Annotated in this window: 19 protein-coding genes; 16 read left to right on the top strand and 3 right to left on the bottom strand. The window is 52.9% G+C overall.

What is annotated here, in order from left to right; translation table 11 throughout:
* The first annotated feature begins 48 nt into the window (after positions 1-48).
* Both lpdA and BLP78_RS13665 read left to right on the top strand, forming a co-directional pair.
* Complete coding sequence (gene lpdA, locus BLP78_RS13670) at positions 49-1,509, top strand: dihydrolipoyl dehydrogenase (RefSeq protein WP_090460073.1); 1,461 nt, start codon at positions 49-51, stop codon at positions 1,507-1,509.
* 458 nt (positions 1,510-1,967) lie between these two features.
* Complete coding sequence (locus BLP78_RS13665) at positions 1,968-5,222, top strand: AAA family ATPase (protein ID WP_090460071.1); 3,255 nt, start codon at positions 1,968-1,970, stop codon at positions 5,220-5,222.
* A gap of 296 nt (positions 5,223-5,518) precedes the next feature.
* On the opposite strand, the gene BLP78_RS13660 is transcribed toward BLP78_RS13665, so the two are convergent.
* Both BLP78_RS13660 and BLP78_RS13655 read right to left on the bottom strand, forming a co-directional pair.
* Positions 5,519-5,917, bottom strand: a complete 399-nt coding sequence (locus BLP78_RS13660) for a type II toxin-antitoxin system VapC family toxin (protein ID WP_090460069.1) — start codon at positions 5,915-5,917, stop codon at positions 5,519-5,521.
* On the bottom strand, positions 5,914-6,174 hold the full coding sequence (locus BLP78_RS13655; protein WP_090460067.1) for an antitoxin: 261 nt from the start codon (positions 6,172-6,174) through the stop codon (positions 5,914-5,916). The genes BLP78_RS13660 and BLP78_RS13655 overlap by 4 nt, the downstream gene beginning before the upstream one ends.
* A 248-nt stretch (positions 6,175-6,422) precedes the next feature.
* Here BLP78_RS13655 and hisG point away from each other — a divergent pair, with 248 nt between their 5' ends.
* The 13 genes from hisG (at position 6,423) to tatC (ending at position 15,769) form a co-directional block, all read left to right on the top strand.
* Entirely contained in the window at positions 6,423-7,070 is a 648-nt protein-coding gene (hisG, locus tag BLP78_RS13650; protein WP_090460065.1) for an ATP phosphoribosyltransferase, read from the top strand.
* A gap of 50 nt (positions 7,071-7,120) precedes the next feature.
* Positions 7,121-8,437 carry a histidinol dehydrogenase gene (gene hisD / locus BLP78_RS13645; RefSeq protein ID WP_176752872.1) on the top strand — a complete coding sequence of 439 codons (1,317 nt, stop codon included), beginning with the start codon at positions 7,121-7,123 and terminating at the stop codon, positions 8,435-8,437.
* Positions 8,438-8,517: 80 nt separating this feature from the next.
* Positions 8,518-9,618 carry a histidinol-phosphate transaminase gene (gene hisC, locus BLP78_RS13640; protein ID WP_218118989.1) on the top strand — a complete coding sequence of 367 codons (1,101 nt, stop codon included), beginning with the start codon at positions 8,518-8,520 and terminating at the stop codon, positions 9,616-9,618.
* 12 nt (positions 9,619-9,630) lie between these two features.
* Positions 9,631-10,218 carry an imidazoleglycerol-phosphate dehydratase HisB gene (hisB, locus tag BLP78_RS13635; RefSeq protein ID WP_090460062.1) on the top strand — a complete coding sequence of 196 codons (588 nt, stop codon included), beginning with the start codon at positions 9,631-9,633 and terminating at the stop codon, positions 10,216-10,218.
* Positions 10,219-10,247: 29 nt separating this feature from the next.
* Positions 10,248-10,964, top strand: a complete 717-nt coding sequence (gene hisH / locus BLP78_RS13630; protein ID WP_025040763.1) for an imidazole glycerol phosphate synthase subunit HisH — start codon at positions 10,248-10,250, stop codon at positions 10,962-10,964.
* A 13-nt stretch (positions 10,965-10,977) separates the two neighbouring features.
* Positions 10,978-11,745: a 1-(5-phosphoribosyl)-5-[(5-phosphoribosylamino)methylideneamino]imidazole-4-carboxamide isomerase gene (gene hisA, locus BLP78_RS13625; protein WP_025040764.1), complete on the top strand. Its 768-nt coding sequence runs from the start codon at positions 10,978-10,980 to the stop codon at positions 11,743-11,745.
* 142 nt (positions 11,746-11,887) lie between these two features.
* On the top strand, positions 11,888-12,646 hold the full coding sequence (hisF, locus tag BLP78_RS13620) for an imidazole glycerol phosphate synthase subunit HisF (RefSeq protein WP_090460060.1): 759 nt from the start codon (positions 11,888-11,890) through the stop codon (positions 12,644-12,646).
* Positions 12,647-13,037: 391 nt separating this feature from the next.
* Positions 13,038-13,427, top strand: coding sequence for a phosphoribosyl-AMP cyclohydrolase (gene hisI, locus BLP78_RS13615; protein ID WP_090460059.1), 390 nt, complete (start codon positions 13,038-13,040; stop codon positions 13,425-13,427).
* The gene (locus BLP78_RS13610; RefSeq protein ID WP_090460056.1) at positions 13,424-13,750 is read left to right on the top strand and encodes a phosphoribosyl-ATP diphosphatase; all 327 of its coding nucleotides are present in this window, start codon (positions 13,424-13,426) and stop codon (positions 13,748-13,750) included. Before hisI ends, BLP78_RS13610 begins: the two co-directional genes overlap by 4 nt.
* Before the next feature lie 2 nt (positions 13,751-13,752).
* Positions 13,753-14,106, top strand: a complete 354-nt coding sequence (locus BLP78_RS13605) for a histidine triad nucleotide-binding protein (RefSeq protein ID WP_090460054.1) — start codon at positions 13,753-13,755, stop codon at positions 14,104-14,106.
* Positions 14,107-14,117: 11 nt separating this feature from the next.
* A complete protein-coding gene (gene tatA / locus BLP78_RS13600) occupies positions 14,118-14,345 on the top strand; it encodes a Sec-independent protein translocase subunit TatA (RefSeq protein WP_090460052.1) in 228 nt (75 codons plus the stop codon).
* A 111-nt stretch (positions 14,346-14,456) separates the two neighbouring features.
* On the top strand, positions 14,457-14,894 hold the full coding sequence (gene tatB, locus BLP78_RS13595; RefSeq protein ID WP_090460050.1) for a Sec-independent protein translocase protein TatB: 438 nt from the start codon (positions 14,457-14,459) through the stop codon (positions 14,892-14,894).
* Positions 14,895-14,971: 77 nt separating this feature from the next.
* Positions 14,972-15,769, top strand: coding sequence for a twin-arginine translocase subunit TatC (gene tatC, locus BLP78_RS13590; RefSeq protein WP_025040772.1), 798 nt, complete (start codon positions 14,972-14,974; stop codon positions 15,767-15,769).
* 172 nt (positions 15,770-15,941) lie between these two features.
* Here the strand turns inward: tatC and BLP78_RS13585 are convergent, their stop codons facing one another.
* Positions 15,942-17,141: a Do family serine endopeptidase gene (locus BLP78_RS13585; protein ID WP_090460047.1), complete on the bottom strand. Its 1,200-nt coding sequence runs from the start codon at positions 17,139-17,141 to the stop codon at positions 15,942-15,944.
* A gap of 55 nt (positions 17,142-17,196) precedes the next feature.
* Between BLP78_RS13585 and BLP78_RS13580 the strand changes: the two genes are divergently transcribed.
* Positions 17,197-17,946, top strand: a complete 750-nt coding sequence (locus BLP78_RS13580; protein WP_090460100.1) for a Nif3-like dinuclear metal center hexameric protein — start codon at positions 17,197-17,199, stop codon at positions 17,944-17,946.
* Positions 17,947-18,339: the final 393 nt, after the last annotated feature.

Here is an 18,339-nt window from a genome sequence, read left to right as displayed (position 1 = left end):
GCCGCATTCCTGCAAAATAATTTTTTTCATATTTTCACTAATTTCAATATGCCTCGATCTTTTGATGTAGCGGTAATCGGTGCCGGCCCCGGCGGTTATGTCGCGGCCATTCGTTGCGCCCAACTGGGACTCAACACTGTTTGCATAGATGAGTGGAAAAATCCGAAAGGCAATCCCAGCCTGGGTGGAACCTGCCTGAATGTCGGCTGCATTCCATCCAAGGCGCTGCTGGAGTCGTCGGAGAATTATGAACGTGCAGCGCATAAATTTGCGGCTCACGGGATCAAGGTGGAAGGCCTGTCGGTGGACATTCCGGTGATGATGTCTCGCAAGGATAAAATCGTCACCGCCTTCACCGGCGGGGTCGCCATGCTGCTTAAAAAAAATAAAGTCGCCTCCCTGCACGGGCGCGGAACACTGCTCAGAAGCATCGAGGAACATGGCGACAACAACAGGAGCTGGCAGATCCAGGTAAAGAACGGGGAAACAGAGGACACCATCGAGGCAAAACACGTCATTATCGCCACCGGTTCCACTCCGCGGTCTTTACCGTTTGCACAGATAGACAACGAACGCATATTGGACAATGCCGGCGCGCTGGCGCTGACAGAAGCGCCCGGGCGGCTGGGCGTGATTGGCGCCGGCGTCATCGGCCTGGAAATGGGCAGCCTGTGGCGGAGACTCGGTTCCGAAGTCACCATCCTTGAAGCGCTGCCTACGTTACTACCGGCGACTGACGAGCAAGTCGCAAAAGAAGCGCTAAAAATCTTTACCAGAGGATCAGGCCTGGTCATCAATACGGACATCAGGATAAGCGGAATCCAGACCAGCGAAGCGAACATCACCGTGGAGTACGTTAACGCCCAGGACAAGGAGGGCAACGTGCAAAAACTGGAAGTGGATAAACTGATCATCGCAGTCGGCCGGGTTCCCAACACGGCTGGACTGGGTGCGGACAATGTCGGCCTGAAGCTGGATAATCGCGGGTTTATCGAGGTGGATAGCGATTGCCGCACCAATCTGCCCAATATCTATGCCGTGGGAGATGTGGTGCGCGGGCCCATGCTGGCGCATAAGGCTTCCGAGGAAGGGGTCGCCGTCGCTGAAAACATCGCGGGACAGGCTGGACACGTGAACCTTGACACCATTCCCTGGGTTATCTACACCTCGCCCGAAATCGCCTGGGTGGGCAAAAACGAACAGGAACTGAAAGCAGCGGGTATTCAATACAAAGCCGGGCAATTCCCCTTCATGGCCAACGGCCGCGCACGCGCATTGGGCGAGACCGGCGGCTTCGTCAAAGTGCTGGCGGACGCGAACACCGACCGTATCCTCGGCGTCCACATGATCGGACCCTACGTTTCCGAAATGATCGCCGAAGCGGTAACGGCGATGGAATTCGCAGCCAGCAGCGAAGATATCGCTCGCATCGTTCACGCCCATCCATCGCTGTCGGAAGTACTGCACGAGGCGGCGCTGGGCGTGGATAAACGGGCGATACATATATGAATCCCGGCTCGATCTGAAGTTATGCTATTGATCTGAAGTCACGCTATAGCGACCTCCTCTCTTGCTTCGTCATTCCTGTGCAAGCAGAATCCATGATTTTTCAAATTTGCGGTTCTGCCTATTCACGGCCTTCCGATACAACCAGCACGCCTGCTTTGTAATACCCATATTAATGGGCGGGGCGCAAATATTTCCTTATAGTCTAATATACAAATATGTGGGGCTAACAGTCAGGGTCAAAGCTCGTCAACGAGAATATTGTTTGCTGGCCACATAGTTGTGGATGCATCGGATAGTGAGGAATCTGAATTGAACGATTCTTCGCATCGACGATTTTCCATTTGTATGTTGGCCAGATGACTGGTTCTAAATTGTTTTGTTCAGTGAAAGCTATACTCGTATAAACCTTGTGGACGGAAAAATCCCGTCCCATTGCGGTTTAAATAAGGGAGACTGCCATGGCTGACCCACTTACTCAAGAGCACGATCTGGAAGACCATATCCAACTGTTGCGAAAATTGGACGCGGTACGGAAGCGAAGTGCGGAACTTAGGGACGAGGGGATCGAGGTCTTGATGGACTGCCTGCAACCGTTCGGAGAAAAAAAAATGCTGCCGGCTTTCGGGGATTGGCGGCACGAGAATTCTCTTGTTGTAAGAGCGCTTCTCACCCGTCATGATCAGCCGTTTAGCAAAGAGAAAGAGAAGACGCGGCTTGAGCTCATCAAGAGCCTGACAAAACAATTGCAGCAGGATTTGACACTGGAAAAACTTGCGGAACACGAATTATCAGTACTGGTTGCGGCGAGTGTTTTGCGGACCTTGGTCGCGCAGCCTGGCGCCGCTTTCTCCAAGACCGCAATGCTTTGCTATTATTGGATCATCCGAGAGCTTTATTCGGCAGATCGAAGTGATTGGAACATCGGCGGCGCACGCGCCGCGCCGGGCGGCCTGGTGACCGCGTTCGTCACCGGCGAATGCATACGCGCGCTCTTGAGTTTTGCCGACGCTCTGCGTAATACTGGCAATTTCATAGCGGAGGCAGGCAATTACATAGCAAGAACAACGCAGCTTGATAGCCTTAATGACCATTATTTCCTTGGCCGAACCCCCGAGCCTTTGAAAGAATGGGCGGAAGCGGAGAAAAAACGGTTGTCCCTTTCGTGTCTTCTCAAATTCAGACGGCTATCCCACTACCTGGTGCTTGCGCTCCCTCCTGATCAGTCTACGGAAGTCTCGTCAGTTGAAAAATGCCTTCAAGTAAAGGATATTACTAAGTCTACTGAGTTTAAGCAGAAGCTGGAAAAGCTATTAAAGGAAACTGAAGAAACCTTTGAGAGCACGCTCCAAGATATTATTGCCTATCGTAAAAAGGAGTGCGAAGGTGAAACAAGTCCAACATCCCAAGATCCACTGGAGATATGTAAAAACACCCTCTCGACATGTGAAGAAAGGCTTTATGGCTCTACGGAATCCGAACCTTCCGCATCATCACGCAAGACAAAGGCGGACGTAACCCGCTCAGCTTCCGCTCATCTAATTGCGTTCCAGGCTGTGCAAGACGCAAAGAAGCGGACCAAGAAGAAGGTTAGCTTAGTCACACAGTGTGATGAAACAGACGTTAAGACATTCGAAAACTTATGCAAGGACATTAAGCGAGAATTCGACGAATCAGCGCACCAAGTGGAAAATCTGCTGCACCCGGTCAGGAATTACCTGTCTTCCGTACTTGATCGGGAGCTGGCGTTGGTATCCCTTGGTGAGTGTTGGGATTCGCAGCCCTGCGAGCTGGCCTGCGCGGCGGCCTCCTATGGAAAGCTGACCAAGGAGTGGGGAAAGGATACCCGTTTTGACCGAGCGGTGAGTGACCTCTCGAAAATGATTTCGAGCCGCGGTCGGTTTGCCAACTTGCGTCATTATCACGAACAACCCGGCGGTCCCCGCCATCTGATGAATAATGCGGCGACTCTTCATGCCATGGCCCAACTGTTGCATCACGCGTGCGACAGCGAATTCAAGACTGACATGGCTGATAACATGTTGCGCTTTTTTGAGGACACAAGAGCAGGACAGATCTCCAATTTTTGGCCCATTAGTGCGACGGATATCACACATGAGCTGATCCAAAAGCTTGATGATACGAGCATTCAACAGGTCAAGGACATTCGAAAAAAACTGTCCGCAGAAATGACGAAATTGCTTGATCTAGCTAACTCTCATCTGAAAATAAAGGATAGAGATGATTTACCCAAGGCGTTTTCTGAACTATTAGCCAGGAGACTGGCAAAAGAGGTTGACGGATTGGTACAAGCGGACCCTTCAATCGAAAGTTTGTTAGGGGTAAAGCGGGCTTCGTCGGGCAAGAAGGGTTGGGACTGGGAATACTCCCAGCCTCCGTTAAGGGCTAACCTGAAGGCGACCGCCCGGGCAGTCATGGCGTTAGCCAAAATCAACGAGATGCTCGACAGGCGCATCAATCATATCATCCTCGAACATTTCTCGGTCAAGAGAAAAAATAAAGAGTTAAGTGAGGACCTGACGCTGGACGCGCTGTTCTATCCGGATTACGGCTTGCGTCTGGCTCCTGACGCCAATACTTTAAAAACCATAGCCCCGCGCCCCAATTGGATCAAGGAAAAGGACTGGCCGAAAAACGGACTCAAGCGGCAAAATTCCGTAGCGATCACCTTGCAGCGGATGCGCGCCCATGTGTCAGGGGTATCCCTACCCGAGGGTGACCCGCTATATTCTCTCGTCCTGCATGGTCCGGCCGGCACCGGCAAGACGACGCTGGTCGAAGCGTTGGCGGTTAGTTGCGACGTGCCGCTGGTGGAAGTCACGCCCAGCGACCTGGTGAAATACGGCGAGGCGGATATCGAGCAGAGGGCGCGGGCCGTGTTCGAAGCGCTATCGATGTTGACCCGTGTGGTGATTTTGTTCGATGAGTTCGACCCGGTGCTGAAACGGCGAGAGGTGGACAGCAATAAGCCACTTGACGTGTTTTCGTTTCTGACACCAGGCATGCTCCCCAAGCTGAAGGATTTGAATAATGGGGCAAAGAAACGGGCGGTGGCCTATGTGCTGGTGACCAACCTTATCGGCAAGCTCGACGAGGCCGCGGTGCGACAGGGAAGGTTCGACGAGCGGCTGGGCATTTATCCGCCGGATTTATTGTCCAGGACAGGACGGTTGTTGGATCAAATTCGCGAGGATCCTCCGAAGCCACCCTTGGATCGCATCATTGAAATCATTAAGAAAACAGAAGGCAAGGGCATGACGACTCTGGGGAAACCGGGGTGGTTCACCATCCCTGATAAAAAACGAAAGGAACTGAAAACTAAGCCGGGTACACCATTCCGTTTTCTACATTTAAAGGATAGTTCCAAATCCATAGAAGAACTCAAAACAGAGGCAAGACTTGAATGGCCGGAGCCTGATGACGAGCTTAAAGGCATATGCGGCGAAGGCCCGACGGCGGTAAAAGAATGCCTGCAATGGAAGTGGATTAACAAATGGGATGAGCAGTTTTCCGAAAAATTAACCTTTGATGCCCTTTGCAAGGCTTTGAACAAACATGAGATCAACTTTCCACCACCGAAATTTGCGCAGAGCTCCCGCGACCAATGGGAAGTCATGATTAGCCCCGACAGGCCTCATTCTCATATGCGTCGAATGCTGATTCGCCATCCGAGACACGATACGGACGAATCGTAACTGCGTCATTCGGCGCCGGATGGCTATCCGTCGTGAACTCCAAGCGGAATGAGGCATGATAGTCCGTGCGGAATACTTTTGTAGTATGCACATTATTGAATCTTATAAAACTTAAATCACCGGGGAACGAATTGAATTAACGTAAGCGACACACCCGCAGAGGTTCATTCTTCGCCAGAGCTTACACAACATCGGCCAAATCGTTTTCCAGTTGATTCCATGTTTCCTTCTTATAGTCGTGTTGGAAGGCGTTGACAGAGTCACCCCAGCGCATGCCATCGATAAATCTTCGCCGGTCAATCCGTCCAGTCTTCGAGAAGCAAGCCGGCTACGCGACCAAAAGCCCGGTCGTTTGTCACCAATACCGCGCCTACGCTCAGCGCGTGCGTGGCAATCAGCAGATCAAGCGGCGCAAGTATCTTGCCTTGACGCTCCATACCGGCTCGCACAGTTCCATAATGCTCCGCAATGGCGCCGCCCCAAGGCAGCACGTCGACGCGCAGGAGGAGTTCCCGCACGGCGAGGTGGAGTTGCTTGGCATCTGGCCGCTTCGCCAAGCCAAAAAACAATTCTCCGTTGGTGATAGCCGAGATGCAAAGGAATGCCATAGGCGTAGCCACCACGCGCCGGGCGACAGCTGGATGCTTCTTAATCAGGTGACTCACTGTATTGGTATCGAGCATGTACCGCGTCATTCGCTCCACTCCTCGAAGGGGTCACGATCTTGCGTTCCGTGGTAGCGCTCCTTTTCATCCAGGAAACCAGCCGACACATCGTCATTCCTGAGCGCAGAGAAGAAGTCCTCCCAGGTCGCTGGCTTACGCGACAAGATTACGTCACCTGTTTCCGGGTCCTGGCGGATGAAAACTTCCTTGGTATCGAACCGATAGGCGGCCGGGAGGCGTACTGCTTGACTGCGGCCGTTAGTGAACAGTTTGGCTACTTGGCTCATTGCTGTATCTCCTCTTGGCTGGCAACTGTTAGAGTATATGCTTGACGATGAGATATATCAAGGCATATGCCTGATTGTGCCGCGCAGTGCGGCTGTGTTGCAACGTCTGGTTTGAACCATCAACACACTCCGTGAAGCACTTATTCAACGACTCCTTCGAATCTGGGCATGGCCATCGCATCTTTCAATATTGTCCAGCAGCCAGCATAGCCGCTTTGGAGTAAAATGCGGTTTTTCGCAAATTCTCCATGACAACCGGCATCACTATCGCCCTCTCCAAGGGCCGCATTTTCGACGATACCGCACCGCTATTGAAAGCGGCAGGGATCGTCGCGCTCGACGATCCCGAAACATCGCGCAAGCTGATCCTCGCCACCAATCGTGATGACGTGCGGCTCATCATTGTGCGCGCTTCGGATGTACCGACTTATGTACAGTACGGTGCTGCCGATATGGGCATCGCGGGAAAGGACGTATTACTGGAACATGGCGGCGCAGGGCTTTATCAGCCGCTGGACTTGAATATTGCCTGCTGCCGCATGATGGTGGCGGTGCGCGATGATTTCGATTACGAAGACGTCGTAAACCGGCGAGCACGAGTACGCGTCGCAACGAAATACCTGCAAACCGCACGTGAACACTTTGCCGAAAAAGGTATGCACGTGGATCTCATCAAGCTCTACGGTTCGATGGAACTCGCGCCGCTGGTAGGGTTGGCGGATGCGATTGTGGATCTGGTTTCCAGCGGCGGCACGCTAAAGGCGAATCATCTCAAGGCAGTGGAAGAGATCGTGCCGATTTCGGCGCGACTGATCATCAATCAGGCAGCACTGAAATTGAAGCGGGAAGCGATACAGCCGATGCTGGAAGCTTTCTCGGCGGCAATCATCAAATAAGACAATGAATCAGCAAAAACGTCACAACCAATAAATCAACGTTCCTTCTCATGATTCAAATCAAACGGCTTTCCTCCACCGATGCCAGCTTCAATGAAGCGCTAATGGAACTGCTGGCTTTTGAAAGCGCCCAGGATGCGAAGCTGGATGCGGCCGTCGCGGATATTCTGGCCGATACCAAGAAGCGGGGTGATGAAGCCCTGCTGGAATATACGCGCCGTTTCGACCATTGGGATCCAGCCTCGGCAGCGGCACTCGAATTGCCCCGCCAGCGCTTGCAACAAGCCCTGCAAGATCTACCCGCGGATCAGCGTGATGCCTTGGAACAAGCCGCATTGCGCGTGCGCGTCTATCACGAAAAGCAGTTGGCACAATCCTGGAGCTATATCGAGCCTGATGGTACGCTGCTTGGCCAGAAAATAACCCCGCTGGATCGTGTTGGCCTGTACGTTCCCGGCGGCAAGGCGTCTTATCCTTCCTCGGTACTGATGAACGCAATTCCCGCCAAGGTGGCGGGAGTGGGCGAACTCGTCATGGTCGTGCCCACCCCCGGTGGCGAGACAAATGATCTGGTACTGGCTGCCGCAACCATTTGCGAGGTTGATCGAGTATTTACCATTGGCGGCGCTCAAGCCGTCGGCGCACTGGCTTATGGTACCTCGACAGTACCGCAAGTGGACAAGATCGTCGGCCCCGGCAACGCGTATGTGGCCGCGGCCAAACGCCGTGTATTCGGTATGGTAGGCATAGACATGATAGCCGGGCCTTCGGAAATCCTGGTGATTTGCGACGGCAAAACAAATCCGGACTGGATCGCCATGGATCTGTTTTCACAAGCGGAGCATGATGAATTGGCGCAAGCGATCCTGCTTTCGTCCGATGCCGATTTTATCGATGCGGTAGCGGCAAGTATTGATCGGCAACTGGAAGCAATGCCGCGCAAGGCGGTAATACGGGCCTCGCTGGAAGACCGCGGTGCGCTGATCCAGGTACGGGATCTGGATGAAGCCTGCGCCATAGCCAACCATATTGCACCGGAACATCTTGAGCTGTCGGTCGAACAGCCGGAAAAATGGCTGGAAAAGATCAGGCATGCCGGCGCCATTTTCCTGGGCCGTTACACTTCCGAAGCGCTCGGCGATTATTGTGCCGGCCCCAATCATGTGTTGCCCACCTCCCGTACCGCGCGCTTTTCTTCACCGTTGGGCGTGTATGATTTTCAGAAACGCAGCAGTATTATCAAGGTGTCGGAACAGGGCGCGGCAAAACTGGGGCCGATTGCTTCCATCCTGGCTCATGGAGAAGGTTTGCAAGCCCATGCGATGTCAGCGGAATATCGGATCGTGAATGGCGCCGACATAAAGTAACTCGACAGATTCTTCCATGAGCCAACCCAAACTGTATGCCGCAGAATGCCGACCGTAAATCGAGGCTAAATCATATAAAAATGCCTGGATCGCCCAATCAAATCATTCGGCCCGAAATCCTCGCGCTTTCCGCCTATCACGTGCCGCCCGCCAGCGGTATGGTGAAGCTGGATGCAATGGAAAATCCTTATTCCCTGCCGCCCGAACTGCGCGATGAGATCGCGCGGCTGGTTGCGGATGCGCCGATTAATCGCTATCCCGATGCAAGTGCCGCTTCGCTCAAGGTTTCGTTACGCCAAGCGCTGGCAATCCCCGATGGAATGGAAATCATGCTGGGTAACGGTTCGGACGAGATCATCCAGATCATCGCTCTGGCCTTCGCCAGACCTGGCGCGGTATTGATGAGTGTCGAACCTGCCTTTGTCATGTTTCGCATGACTGCCGTGTTCGCTGGGATGAAATATGCAGGGGTGCCGTTAAACGCTGATTTTTCGCTTGATATGGACGCGATGCTTGCTGCCATTACGCGGCACCAGCCAGCGGTAATTTTTATTGCATACCCTAATAACCCCACTGGCAACCTGTTTGACAGCGAAGCAATCTCACGTATTATTGAAGCTGCTCCCGGCGTGGTGGTTGTGGATGAGGCTTATCATGTCTTCGCCGATGCCAGCTTTATGGGCAAACTGGCGCAACACCCCAATCTGTTATTGATGCGCACGCTTTCCAAGCTGGGACTGGCGGGTTTAAGGCTGGGGCTTCTGGCCGGAAGACCTGAATGGTTGATACAGCTTGAAAAACTGCGTTTGCCGTATAATGTAGGTGTTGTCACCCAACTGATCGCGGAAAAGGTATTACAGCATCACGATGTCCTGATGCAACAGGCCGCAGCGATCAAAGCTGAACGCGCGATAATGGGTGAACGACTGGAAGCACTGAACGGTATCGAGGTTTTCCCGACGGATGCGAATTTCATTTTGTTCCGCGTGACTCGAGAGGGTGACGGGAATGAAGCCAATCGGGTATTTCTGGGACTTAAAGAGCGCGGTATATTGATCAAGAATCTTGATGGGTACCACCCGTTACTGAAGAATTGCCTGCGCGTGACAGTGGGCAAACCCGACGAAAACACAAAATTTTTGATGGCGCTTCAGGCTTCGCTTAACAAATCCAACAATTAAATTAACCTATCCATGCGTCAGGCCCAAATCAATCGAAACACCCTGGAAACCCAAATTAACGTCAAAGTTAATCTGGATGGTACCGGGAACGTAGCACTGGATACAGGAGTGCCATTTCTCGATCATATGCTGGACCAGGTGGCGCGCCACGGCATGATAGACATGGAGATCACTGCTACAGGCGATCTGCACATCGATGCCCATCATACGGTAGAGGATATCGGCATCACCTTTGGACAGGCATTCAAGCAAGCTATCGGGGACAAGAAGGGCCTGCGCCGTTACGGCCATGCTTATGTGCCGCTGGATGAGGCGTTGACGCGGGTGGTGGTGGATCTCTCGGGACGCCCCGGCATGGCGTTTAACGTCGAATTTGTACGTGCCCGCATCGGCGAATTCGACGTGGATTTGATAAAAGAGTTCTTTCAAGGGTTTATCAATCACGCCATGGTGACCGTGCATATTGACAATCTGTCCGGCTGCAACGCGCATCATCAGGCAGAAACCGTATTCAAGGCATTTGGGCGTGCATTACGCATGGCAATCGAAACCGACCCCCGCGCCATGGACACGATTCCGTCCACCAAAGGCTCCTTGTAGACACCCTCAACCCTCATCATTTACACAGCATGATTGATATTGCAATCGTTGACTACGGCATGGGTAATTTGCGCTCGGTGTCCAAAGCGCTGGAACATGTCGCGCCGACCGCCTCCATTGTCATTACCGACGATCCGGAGGTCGTACGGAAGGCTGGGCGTGTAGTGGTTCCAGGCCAAGGCGCAATGCCCGACTGCCTGCGCGAACTGGATAAACGCGGATTGCGCGGTGCGGTGCGTTATGCAGCGATGAGCAAGCCTTTTCTCGGTATCTGCATCGGCCTGCAAATGCTGTGTGACAGCAGCGAGGAAGGCAACGTGGAAGGCCTCGGCATTGTGGCCGGCACCGTGCGGCGTTTTCCGTCCGCGGCGGTGGCTGATATCAGCGGGCAACGATTCAAAGTACCGCATATGGGCTGGAACCAGGTTCATCAAACCATTGAACATCCCTTGTGGAAAGATATCCCCAGCGATGCACGCTTTTATTTCGTGCACAGTTATTATGTGGAAACCGCCAACCCGGAATCGACGGCGGCTACCACCAACTATCCCTTTTCGTTTACTAGCGCGGTGGCCAGGGATAATATTTTTGCCGTCCAGTTTCACCCGGAAAAAAGCCATGACGCAGGGTTGGCGCTGCTGAATAATTTTGTGCGATGGGAGCCGTTTCAGTTTCAGGAAGGGATAATCAAGTCCAGGCGTGACCTCTTCCCGCTCCAAACTTCAAAACTCACTTCTACACTTTAAACCTGACTCAAAAATGCTGATTATTCCTGCGATAGACCTGAAAGACGGCCAATGCGTACGCCTGAAACAGGGCGTGATGGAAAACGCCACGGTATTTTCCGAAGATCCCGGCGCCATAGCCAGACATTGGCTGAGCCAGGGCGCCCGCCGATTGCATCTGGTGGACCTAAACGGCGCGTTTGCCGGCCGGCCAAAAAATGAGCCGGCCATACGTGATATTGTTGAGGCTATTGGTGACGAAATTCCGACCCAACTCGGGGGCGGCATACGTGACCTGGAAACTATCGAACGCTATCTCGACGATGGCATTACTTACATTATCATCGGTACCGCAGCGGTGAAGACGCCGGGGTTCCTGCATGATGCCTGCAACGCTTTCCCCGGCCATATCATGGTAGGGCTGGACGCGAAGGACGGAAAGGTGGCTGTCAACGGCTGGTCTAAAGTGACTGGTCACGACGTCGTGGATCTCGCCAAAAAATTCCAGGATTACGGGGTCGAAGCGATCATCTATACCGATATCGGGCGTGACGGCATGTTGAGCGGCGTCAATGTGCAGGCCACGGTGGAACTGGCCAGGGCGCTTACTATTCCCGTCATTGCCAGCGGAGGCATCGGCAATCTTGACGATGTGAAAGCGCTCTGCGACCTCGAGTTGGAAGGTATCATGGGTGCAATTACGGGACGCGCCCTGTATGAAGGCGCTCTGGATTTCAAACTGGCACAAGCATTGGCGGATGAGCTGAGTATGAAAATATCCAACGACAAATCTCTCTCCTGATAAAGCTCCGTCTTCATTTCGAAAAAATAGAACTGCGGTAAATTTGGCTTCCGGGTAGATGATCTGCTACTAAGGGTACGAAGTGGCTGAGCATCTGCTTCAAAGCGGATGTCGGCAAATTTGCGATTTATAAAGGTATCGTATGGGTCTTGCCAAGCGTATCATTCCCTGCCTTGACGTAACAAATGGCCGTGTTGTCAAAGGCATCAATTTTGTCGGGCTTCGGGACGCGGGCGATCCTGTCGAAATATCACGCCGTTACGGTGATCAGGGAGCGGATGAGCTGACCTTCCTCGACATCACTGCCAGTTCTGATAATCGTGACTTGATTCTTCGTATCATCGAGGAAGTTGCAGCCCAGGTATTCATTCCATTAACCGTCGGTGGCGGGGTGCGCAAGGTTGAGGATGTGCGAAGGTTGCTGAATGCAGGTGCCGATAAAGTAAGCATCAATACTTCGGCGGTACAGAATCCTCAACTGGTGGCGGATGCCGCGAACCGTTACGGGTCTCAATGCATCGTGGTGGCGATAGACGCCAAGCGAGTCGGCGATGGCTGGGAAGTATTCACTCACGGGGGGCGTCAGGCTACCGGCATGGATGCGGTCGAGTGGGCCAAAAAACTGCAATCGCTGGGGGCAGGCGAAATATTGCTCACCAGCATGGACAAGGATGGTACCCGTAACGGGTTTGATCTCGCACTGACTCGCGCTGTATCCGACGCGGTGGATGTGCCGGTGATCGCGAGTGGTGGCGTCGGTAATTTGCATCACCTGGTGGAAGGAATCTTGGAAGGTCATGCCGACGCGGTGCTGGCGGCCAGTATTTTCCATTATGGCGATTACGCTATACTTCAGGCCAAAGAGTATATGGCGGAACACGGCATTGAAGTACGGCTTTAGTAGTAGAATAACCAGTCCACTCACATGGATACCACGAATGGGATGCCACGAAAGCGACGACCGCTGCAGCAAGGCAGGGATGGGATGTCCCAAAGATAAGGAGTGGCGAGTACGCGAATGACTGGCATTCTGCTTTCCTTTCTGGAGCGAGGAAAACCCGATACACCAGATTCCGAAAACCCTTCATTCCACCCGATCTGTAGAAGCAGGCGCTCACTGTTTATCTATTATCCCCGGTGCGCGCCGTCGAATCAGACAGCCTTTATCGCACCTTCTGAGCATCCATCAATGCCAGTCAAGCTGAAACCCGGAATCAGCTCTTCACCACCAAGCGCTCCATTGAAGACCCATATTTAAAGCGTTCCGAATAACCTGATCCTAAAGCATATCCATGTCCGACATTTGGCTCAACAAGATAAACTGGTCTGACGACGGACTCGTGCAAGTCGTTACGCAGGAGGCCGGCAGCAAGGCGGTGCTGATGGTCGCCTGGATGAATCGTGAAGCATTGAAGCTCACCGTGCAAACCGGCGAGGCACATTATTGGTCGCGCTCTCGCAGGAAACTCTGGCATAAAGGTGAAGAATCAGGGCACGTTCAGAAAGTAAAAGAAATCCGGCTGGATTGCGACGAGGACGTTCTGTTGCTGACGGTGGAACAAGTGGATGGCATCGCTTGTCATACCGGCAGACATAATTGTTTTTTCAATAAATTGGAAAACGGCCAATGGACAGTGGCAGCGCCGGTAATCAAGCGCCCGGAAGAGATATACAGAAAATGACTGATCCAGCTATGCTTTACCGGTTGGCTGAAGTTATTGAAGTCCGGAAAAATGCCGACCCTGCAGCTTCATATGTCGCAAAGTTGCTGCATGACGGGCAGGACAAAATTCTGAGGAAAATTGCGGAAGAGTCGGCGGAAGTCTTGCTGGCGTCGAAAGAGCAGGACAAATCGCACGTAGTACGAGAGGTCGCGGATCTGTGGTTTCACTGCCTGGTGCTGCTGGCCCACCACAACCTGGGACCTGACGATGTGCTGAACGAGCTACGGCGCAGAGAGGGTGTCTCGGGAGTGGATGAAAAAGTAGCGCGGAAGACGCAATAAAAATGGACAGCTGTGTTTTCTGTAAAATCGTGCGGGGAGAAATTCCCAGTGAAAAAATCTATGAAGACGCTGATGTTTTTGCTTTTCACGATATTCACCCCGCAGCGCCGATACATTTCATGTTGATACCCAAGCTACACATCGGTTCCCTTGACGAAGTCGAAGATAAGCACCGCAGTTTGCTGGGCGAGATGATGGTACTGATACCCAGGCTGGCGAGGGAGCAAGGCTGCACGGATGGCTTTCGTACCATAATCAACACCGGGCGCGTCGGGGGACAAGAGGTTCATCACCTGCATATTCATATCATAGGCGGCAGGGAACGCTTGCCGCCTATGATTCCTCACCCAAGATAAAGGAGTAAATGATGGGATCATTCAGCATTTGGCACTGGCTGATCGTTCTGCTGATTGTTGTTCTGGTATTTGGCACCAAGAAACTCCGCAATATCGGCAGCGATCTGGGCGGTGCGGTGAAAGGCTTCAAGGAAGGCGTAAAAACGGCTGATGAAGAGGCGCTATCTTCTGTGTCTCATGAATCAGGTGCCCGGACCATCGAAGCGGATGCCAGGGAAAAGGCGCAGTCAAAATCCTGAGGCCCGCGAGCAAAAGTGAAAAATTCGGCTAATGGGATGTAACGAATCGCGAATCGCGGAAATACCATCCGATAGCCGTTCGCTACGCTTCACCGGTAATTCCCATAAAAAATGTTCGATATCAGCTTCGCGGAAATTCTCGTTATAGCAGTCGTGGGGCTGGTCGTCATCGGTCCTGAGCGGCTTCCCAAGGTAGCACGTACGCTAGGACATCTGTTCGGCCGGGCGCAGCGTTATGCCAACGATGTCAAGAATGACATCCAGCGCGAAATGGAACTGGAAGAACTCAAAAAATGGAAAGCTTCCGTGGAGGGAACCGCTCGTTCCATCGAAGACTCGGTACAAAAAGAAATGACTCAGTTCCAGGAGGTGATGGAAACGGAAACAGAACCAAAACCTTCCGCGACCGCTTCTGCATCTTCTCCCGAGGCCGCGGGGGAAGATGTTTCAGCATCGTTCCCTTCCTCCACCCCAGTCAACCCGACCACGCCGTCGATCAAATCGGAATCGAGTCGCGAAGCAGCCGGAACAGAAGTACATCGCGAGTAGTTTAGCGCCGGATAACATATACTCGCTGACCGAATCGGTATCTATCCGGTTCAATTCTTTGGCTCCCGCTCACAATAATGAGTACCGACGAAACATTCATTTCCCATCTTGTGGAACTTCGTGCCAGGCTGATACGGGCATTCGGCGGACTCCTGCTGGGTTTTATCCCCTGCGCCTACTACGCACGGGAACTCTACTCATTGCTGGCACAGCCTCTGCTGGATAAGCTTCCCCAAGGGGGGCAGATGATTGCAACCGAAGTGGTGACGCCCTTTTTCGTGCCGATGAAAGTTGCCATGATGGCCGCTTTTATCATTACCTTGCCGCACACGCTCTATCAAATATGGGCGTTTGTCGCACCCGGGTTGTATTCCCACGAAAAACGCCTTGTCCTGCCGCTCGTCTTCACCAGCAGCCTCCTGTTCATATGCGGCATGGGGTTTGCTTATTTTGCCGCTCTGCCCGTGGTATTCGAATTCATTACCCAATTCGCACCAGAGGGCGTGGCGGTCATGACCGATATCGGCAGGTATCTCGATTTTGTGTTGACTATGTTCATTGCCTTCGGCATCACCTTCGAGGTACCGATATTGGTTGTGATACTCGTCCGGGCAGGCATTGTCTCGGTCGAAAAACTAAAGGCGATACGGCGCTATGTTCTTGTCGGTGCATTCGTCATCGGCGCGATATTCACCCCCCCGGATGTGGTTTCGCAATTCATGCTGGCCGTGCCGCTTTATTTGCTCTACGAATTAGGCATACTGGTGGCGGGGCTCGTTATCCAACCGGCGAGGCTATCAGCTCACCAGCCGTCAAACGATATGGATACGGAGCAGGAACTGGAGGAGGCTGAAACAAGGAAAAGAAACGGCTAAGGAATTTCTGAACGGCCGCGGATTTCGCCAACCAGCCTCAGGAAGTCCTGCTGCAAGATTCCGTACCGCTATCTGCGCCACAGTATCCACCTCGCCGCCGTATATTACACGGATAAGCTTTTCTTTACCACTTCGGTACGGTAAAGCCAGCCATTGCCTCGTACCTCAAAACTTATTCCATCGTATCCGGGTCTTGGTACTGCTCCTGAGGCGCGGGCGTGGGGCGCTTGCCGACATTGATCTGAATGGATTTCTCCGTCTGATTGCGCATCACGGTAATGTCGGCGGCTTCTCCCGGCAACAATGCCGCGATCAGATTGAGCATCACGGATGAATCAACTACCGGGCTTCCCTTCACTGCCACAATGATATCCCCTGGCTTTACACCCGCCCGATCTGCGGGTCCACCCTTGAGCACCCCGGCGATCAAGGCACCGTTGGTGTTGGGGCGCTTGAACGATTCAGCCAGTTCCGGGGTCAGGTCTTGCACTTCCACTCCAATCCAGCCGCGCGTTACGCCACCGGTCTGAATAATCTGCTCCATTATCTGCTTGGCTACGCTGGTTGTAATGGCAAAGCCGATGCCGAGCGATCCGCCGGTACGAGATACAATCGCCGTATTGATGCCAATCAGATTGCCGGAGGCGTCGACCAGGGCGCCCCCTGAATTGCCGGGGTTGATGGCGGCATCAGTCTGAATGAAATTTTCAAAGGTATTGATGCCCATATGTGTCCGCCCCAGGGCGCTGATGATACCCATGGTAACCGTCTGTCCCACACCGAAGGGATTTCCGATTGCAAGTACGATATCGCCGACCCGGGCATTATCGGAATGCCCGAAGGTCATTGTCGGAAGCGCTTCCATATCCACTCTTACAACCGCAAGGTCGGTCTCCGGATCCGACCCGATGACGCGGGCCTTGGCCTTCCTGCCATCGGCCAGCGCAACCTCGATTTCATCCGCCGCCTCTATCACATGATGATTGGTAAGAATATAGCCTTCGGAACTGACAATCACCCCGGACCCGAGACTCGATGCACGCCGGCTCTGCGGCGATTCGAAGCGATCGCCAAAGAAACGCCGGAACATGGGATCTTCCATCAGCGGATGGGAGGCTATCTTCACTTCTTTGCTGGTAAAAACGTTGACGACCGATGGCATGGCCTTTTGCGCCGCATCGCTGAAGCTGGCAGGCAGGGAGGTATTCTGGCGCGCCGTGTCGGAAACCGCTTCTTTTATGGTTACCACGGCACCACCGCCGCCGCCACGCGATTGCCAGGGCAGCAGTTCGGGCCTTAAAGTGGAAACGACAAACAATGCGGCAAGGACTATCGTTACCGTTTGTGCGAAAATCAGCCAGAGCTTGTGCATTTGGGATTTAGGTTTCGAGATTTAGTATGATTTTTATAAAGACCAGACGAATATGATGCGATTGGATAAGCTCGAAATCTATTTGAACCAACTCCTGAACATTGCCCATTTCCGTGATTATTGCCCAAATGGGCTGCAAGTGGAAGGCCGAAGTGAGGTGCATCATCTGGTTAGCAGTGTAACGGCCTCATTGGATTTCATTCAAGCCGCTATTGAAGCAGGCGCGGATGCTCTGCTCGTACATCATGGTTATTTCTGGCGCGGTGAGGACCCATGCCTTGTTGGCAGGAAACACCGCCGTATTGCGCGGTTGATTGCGCACGACGTCGGGCTTCTCTCCTATCATTTGCCGCTGGACGCTCACCCGGAACTGGGCAACAACGCTCAACTGGCCCACAAGTTGGGTCTGGTCGAAACCGGCCGTTTTGGCGATCAGAATATTGCCATGCACGGAACGCTTTCGCCAGATATGCAGAACGTGAAAGGACTGCGCATGAATATCGAACGTGCCCTGGGACGCGAACCTTTGGTAATCGGCGAGGATTCGAAGACAGTGACACGCATAGCCTGGTGTACCGGCGGTGCTCAGGATTATTTCGACGAAGCTATCCGTCTGGGCGTAGATGCGTTTATCACTGGGGAAATTTCCGAGCGAACCGTTCATGACGCCCGCGAGTCCGGCGTTGCTTTTATTGCGGCCGGGCATCATGCGACTGAGCGGTACGGGGTACAGGCATTGGGCGAACATATCGCACAGAAATTTGGCATCACGCATCAGTTCATTGATATCGACAGCCCGGTATGAAAAAGCCAAAGACGTTTATCCTGTTTTTCTGATTTTGTATCGCCCGATACTTCCTCATCAAAACCTGCATGCGCCCACTGCCGGAGATACATGAAGGCCATCATCCTGCCGGTGCTTTATCTGGCTGCCGAAGCGATATCAGTGGTACCAGAAAGAGTCATGATGCTGGTGCTACACGTTTATATAAACCAGCTATAAAGTATGGTCATAATAAATTCAAAAAATTACGCGGGGTTATACCCTTGCCTATAAAGAGAGTCCATTGATCGGCTCCATGGCATTTCCTGCAGTGATGTCGCCTGATTGCATAGCGATTTAGGTTTCGAGTCTGGATATCGGACACAACAAATCAACACGGAGTAAGGAGAGAAAAATGGTTGTCAAACCTTGGCT

It is taken from the genome of Nitrosospira sp. Nsp1, assembly GCF_900100985.1.
In the GTDB taxonomy this organism is placed as follows: Bacteria; Pseudomonadota; Gammaproteobacteria; order Burkholderiales; family Nitrosomonadaceae; genus Nitrosospira.
The sequence above is the reverse complement of the archived record's forward strand: the minus strand, read 5'-3'. Positions and strand labels throughout refer to the sequence as shown.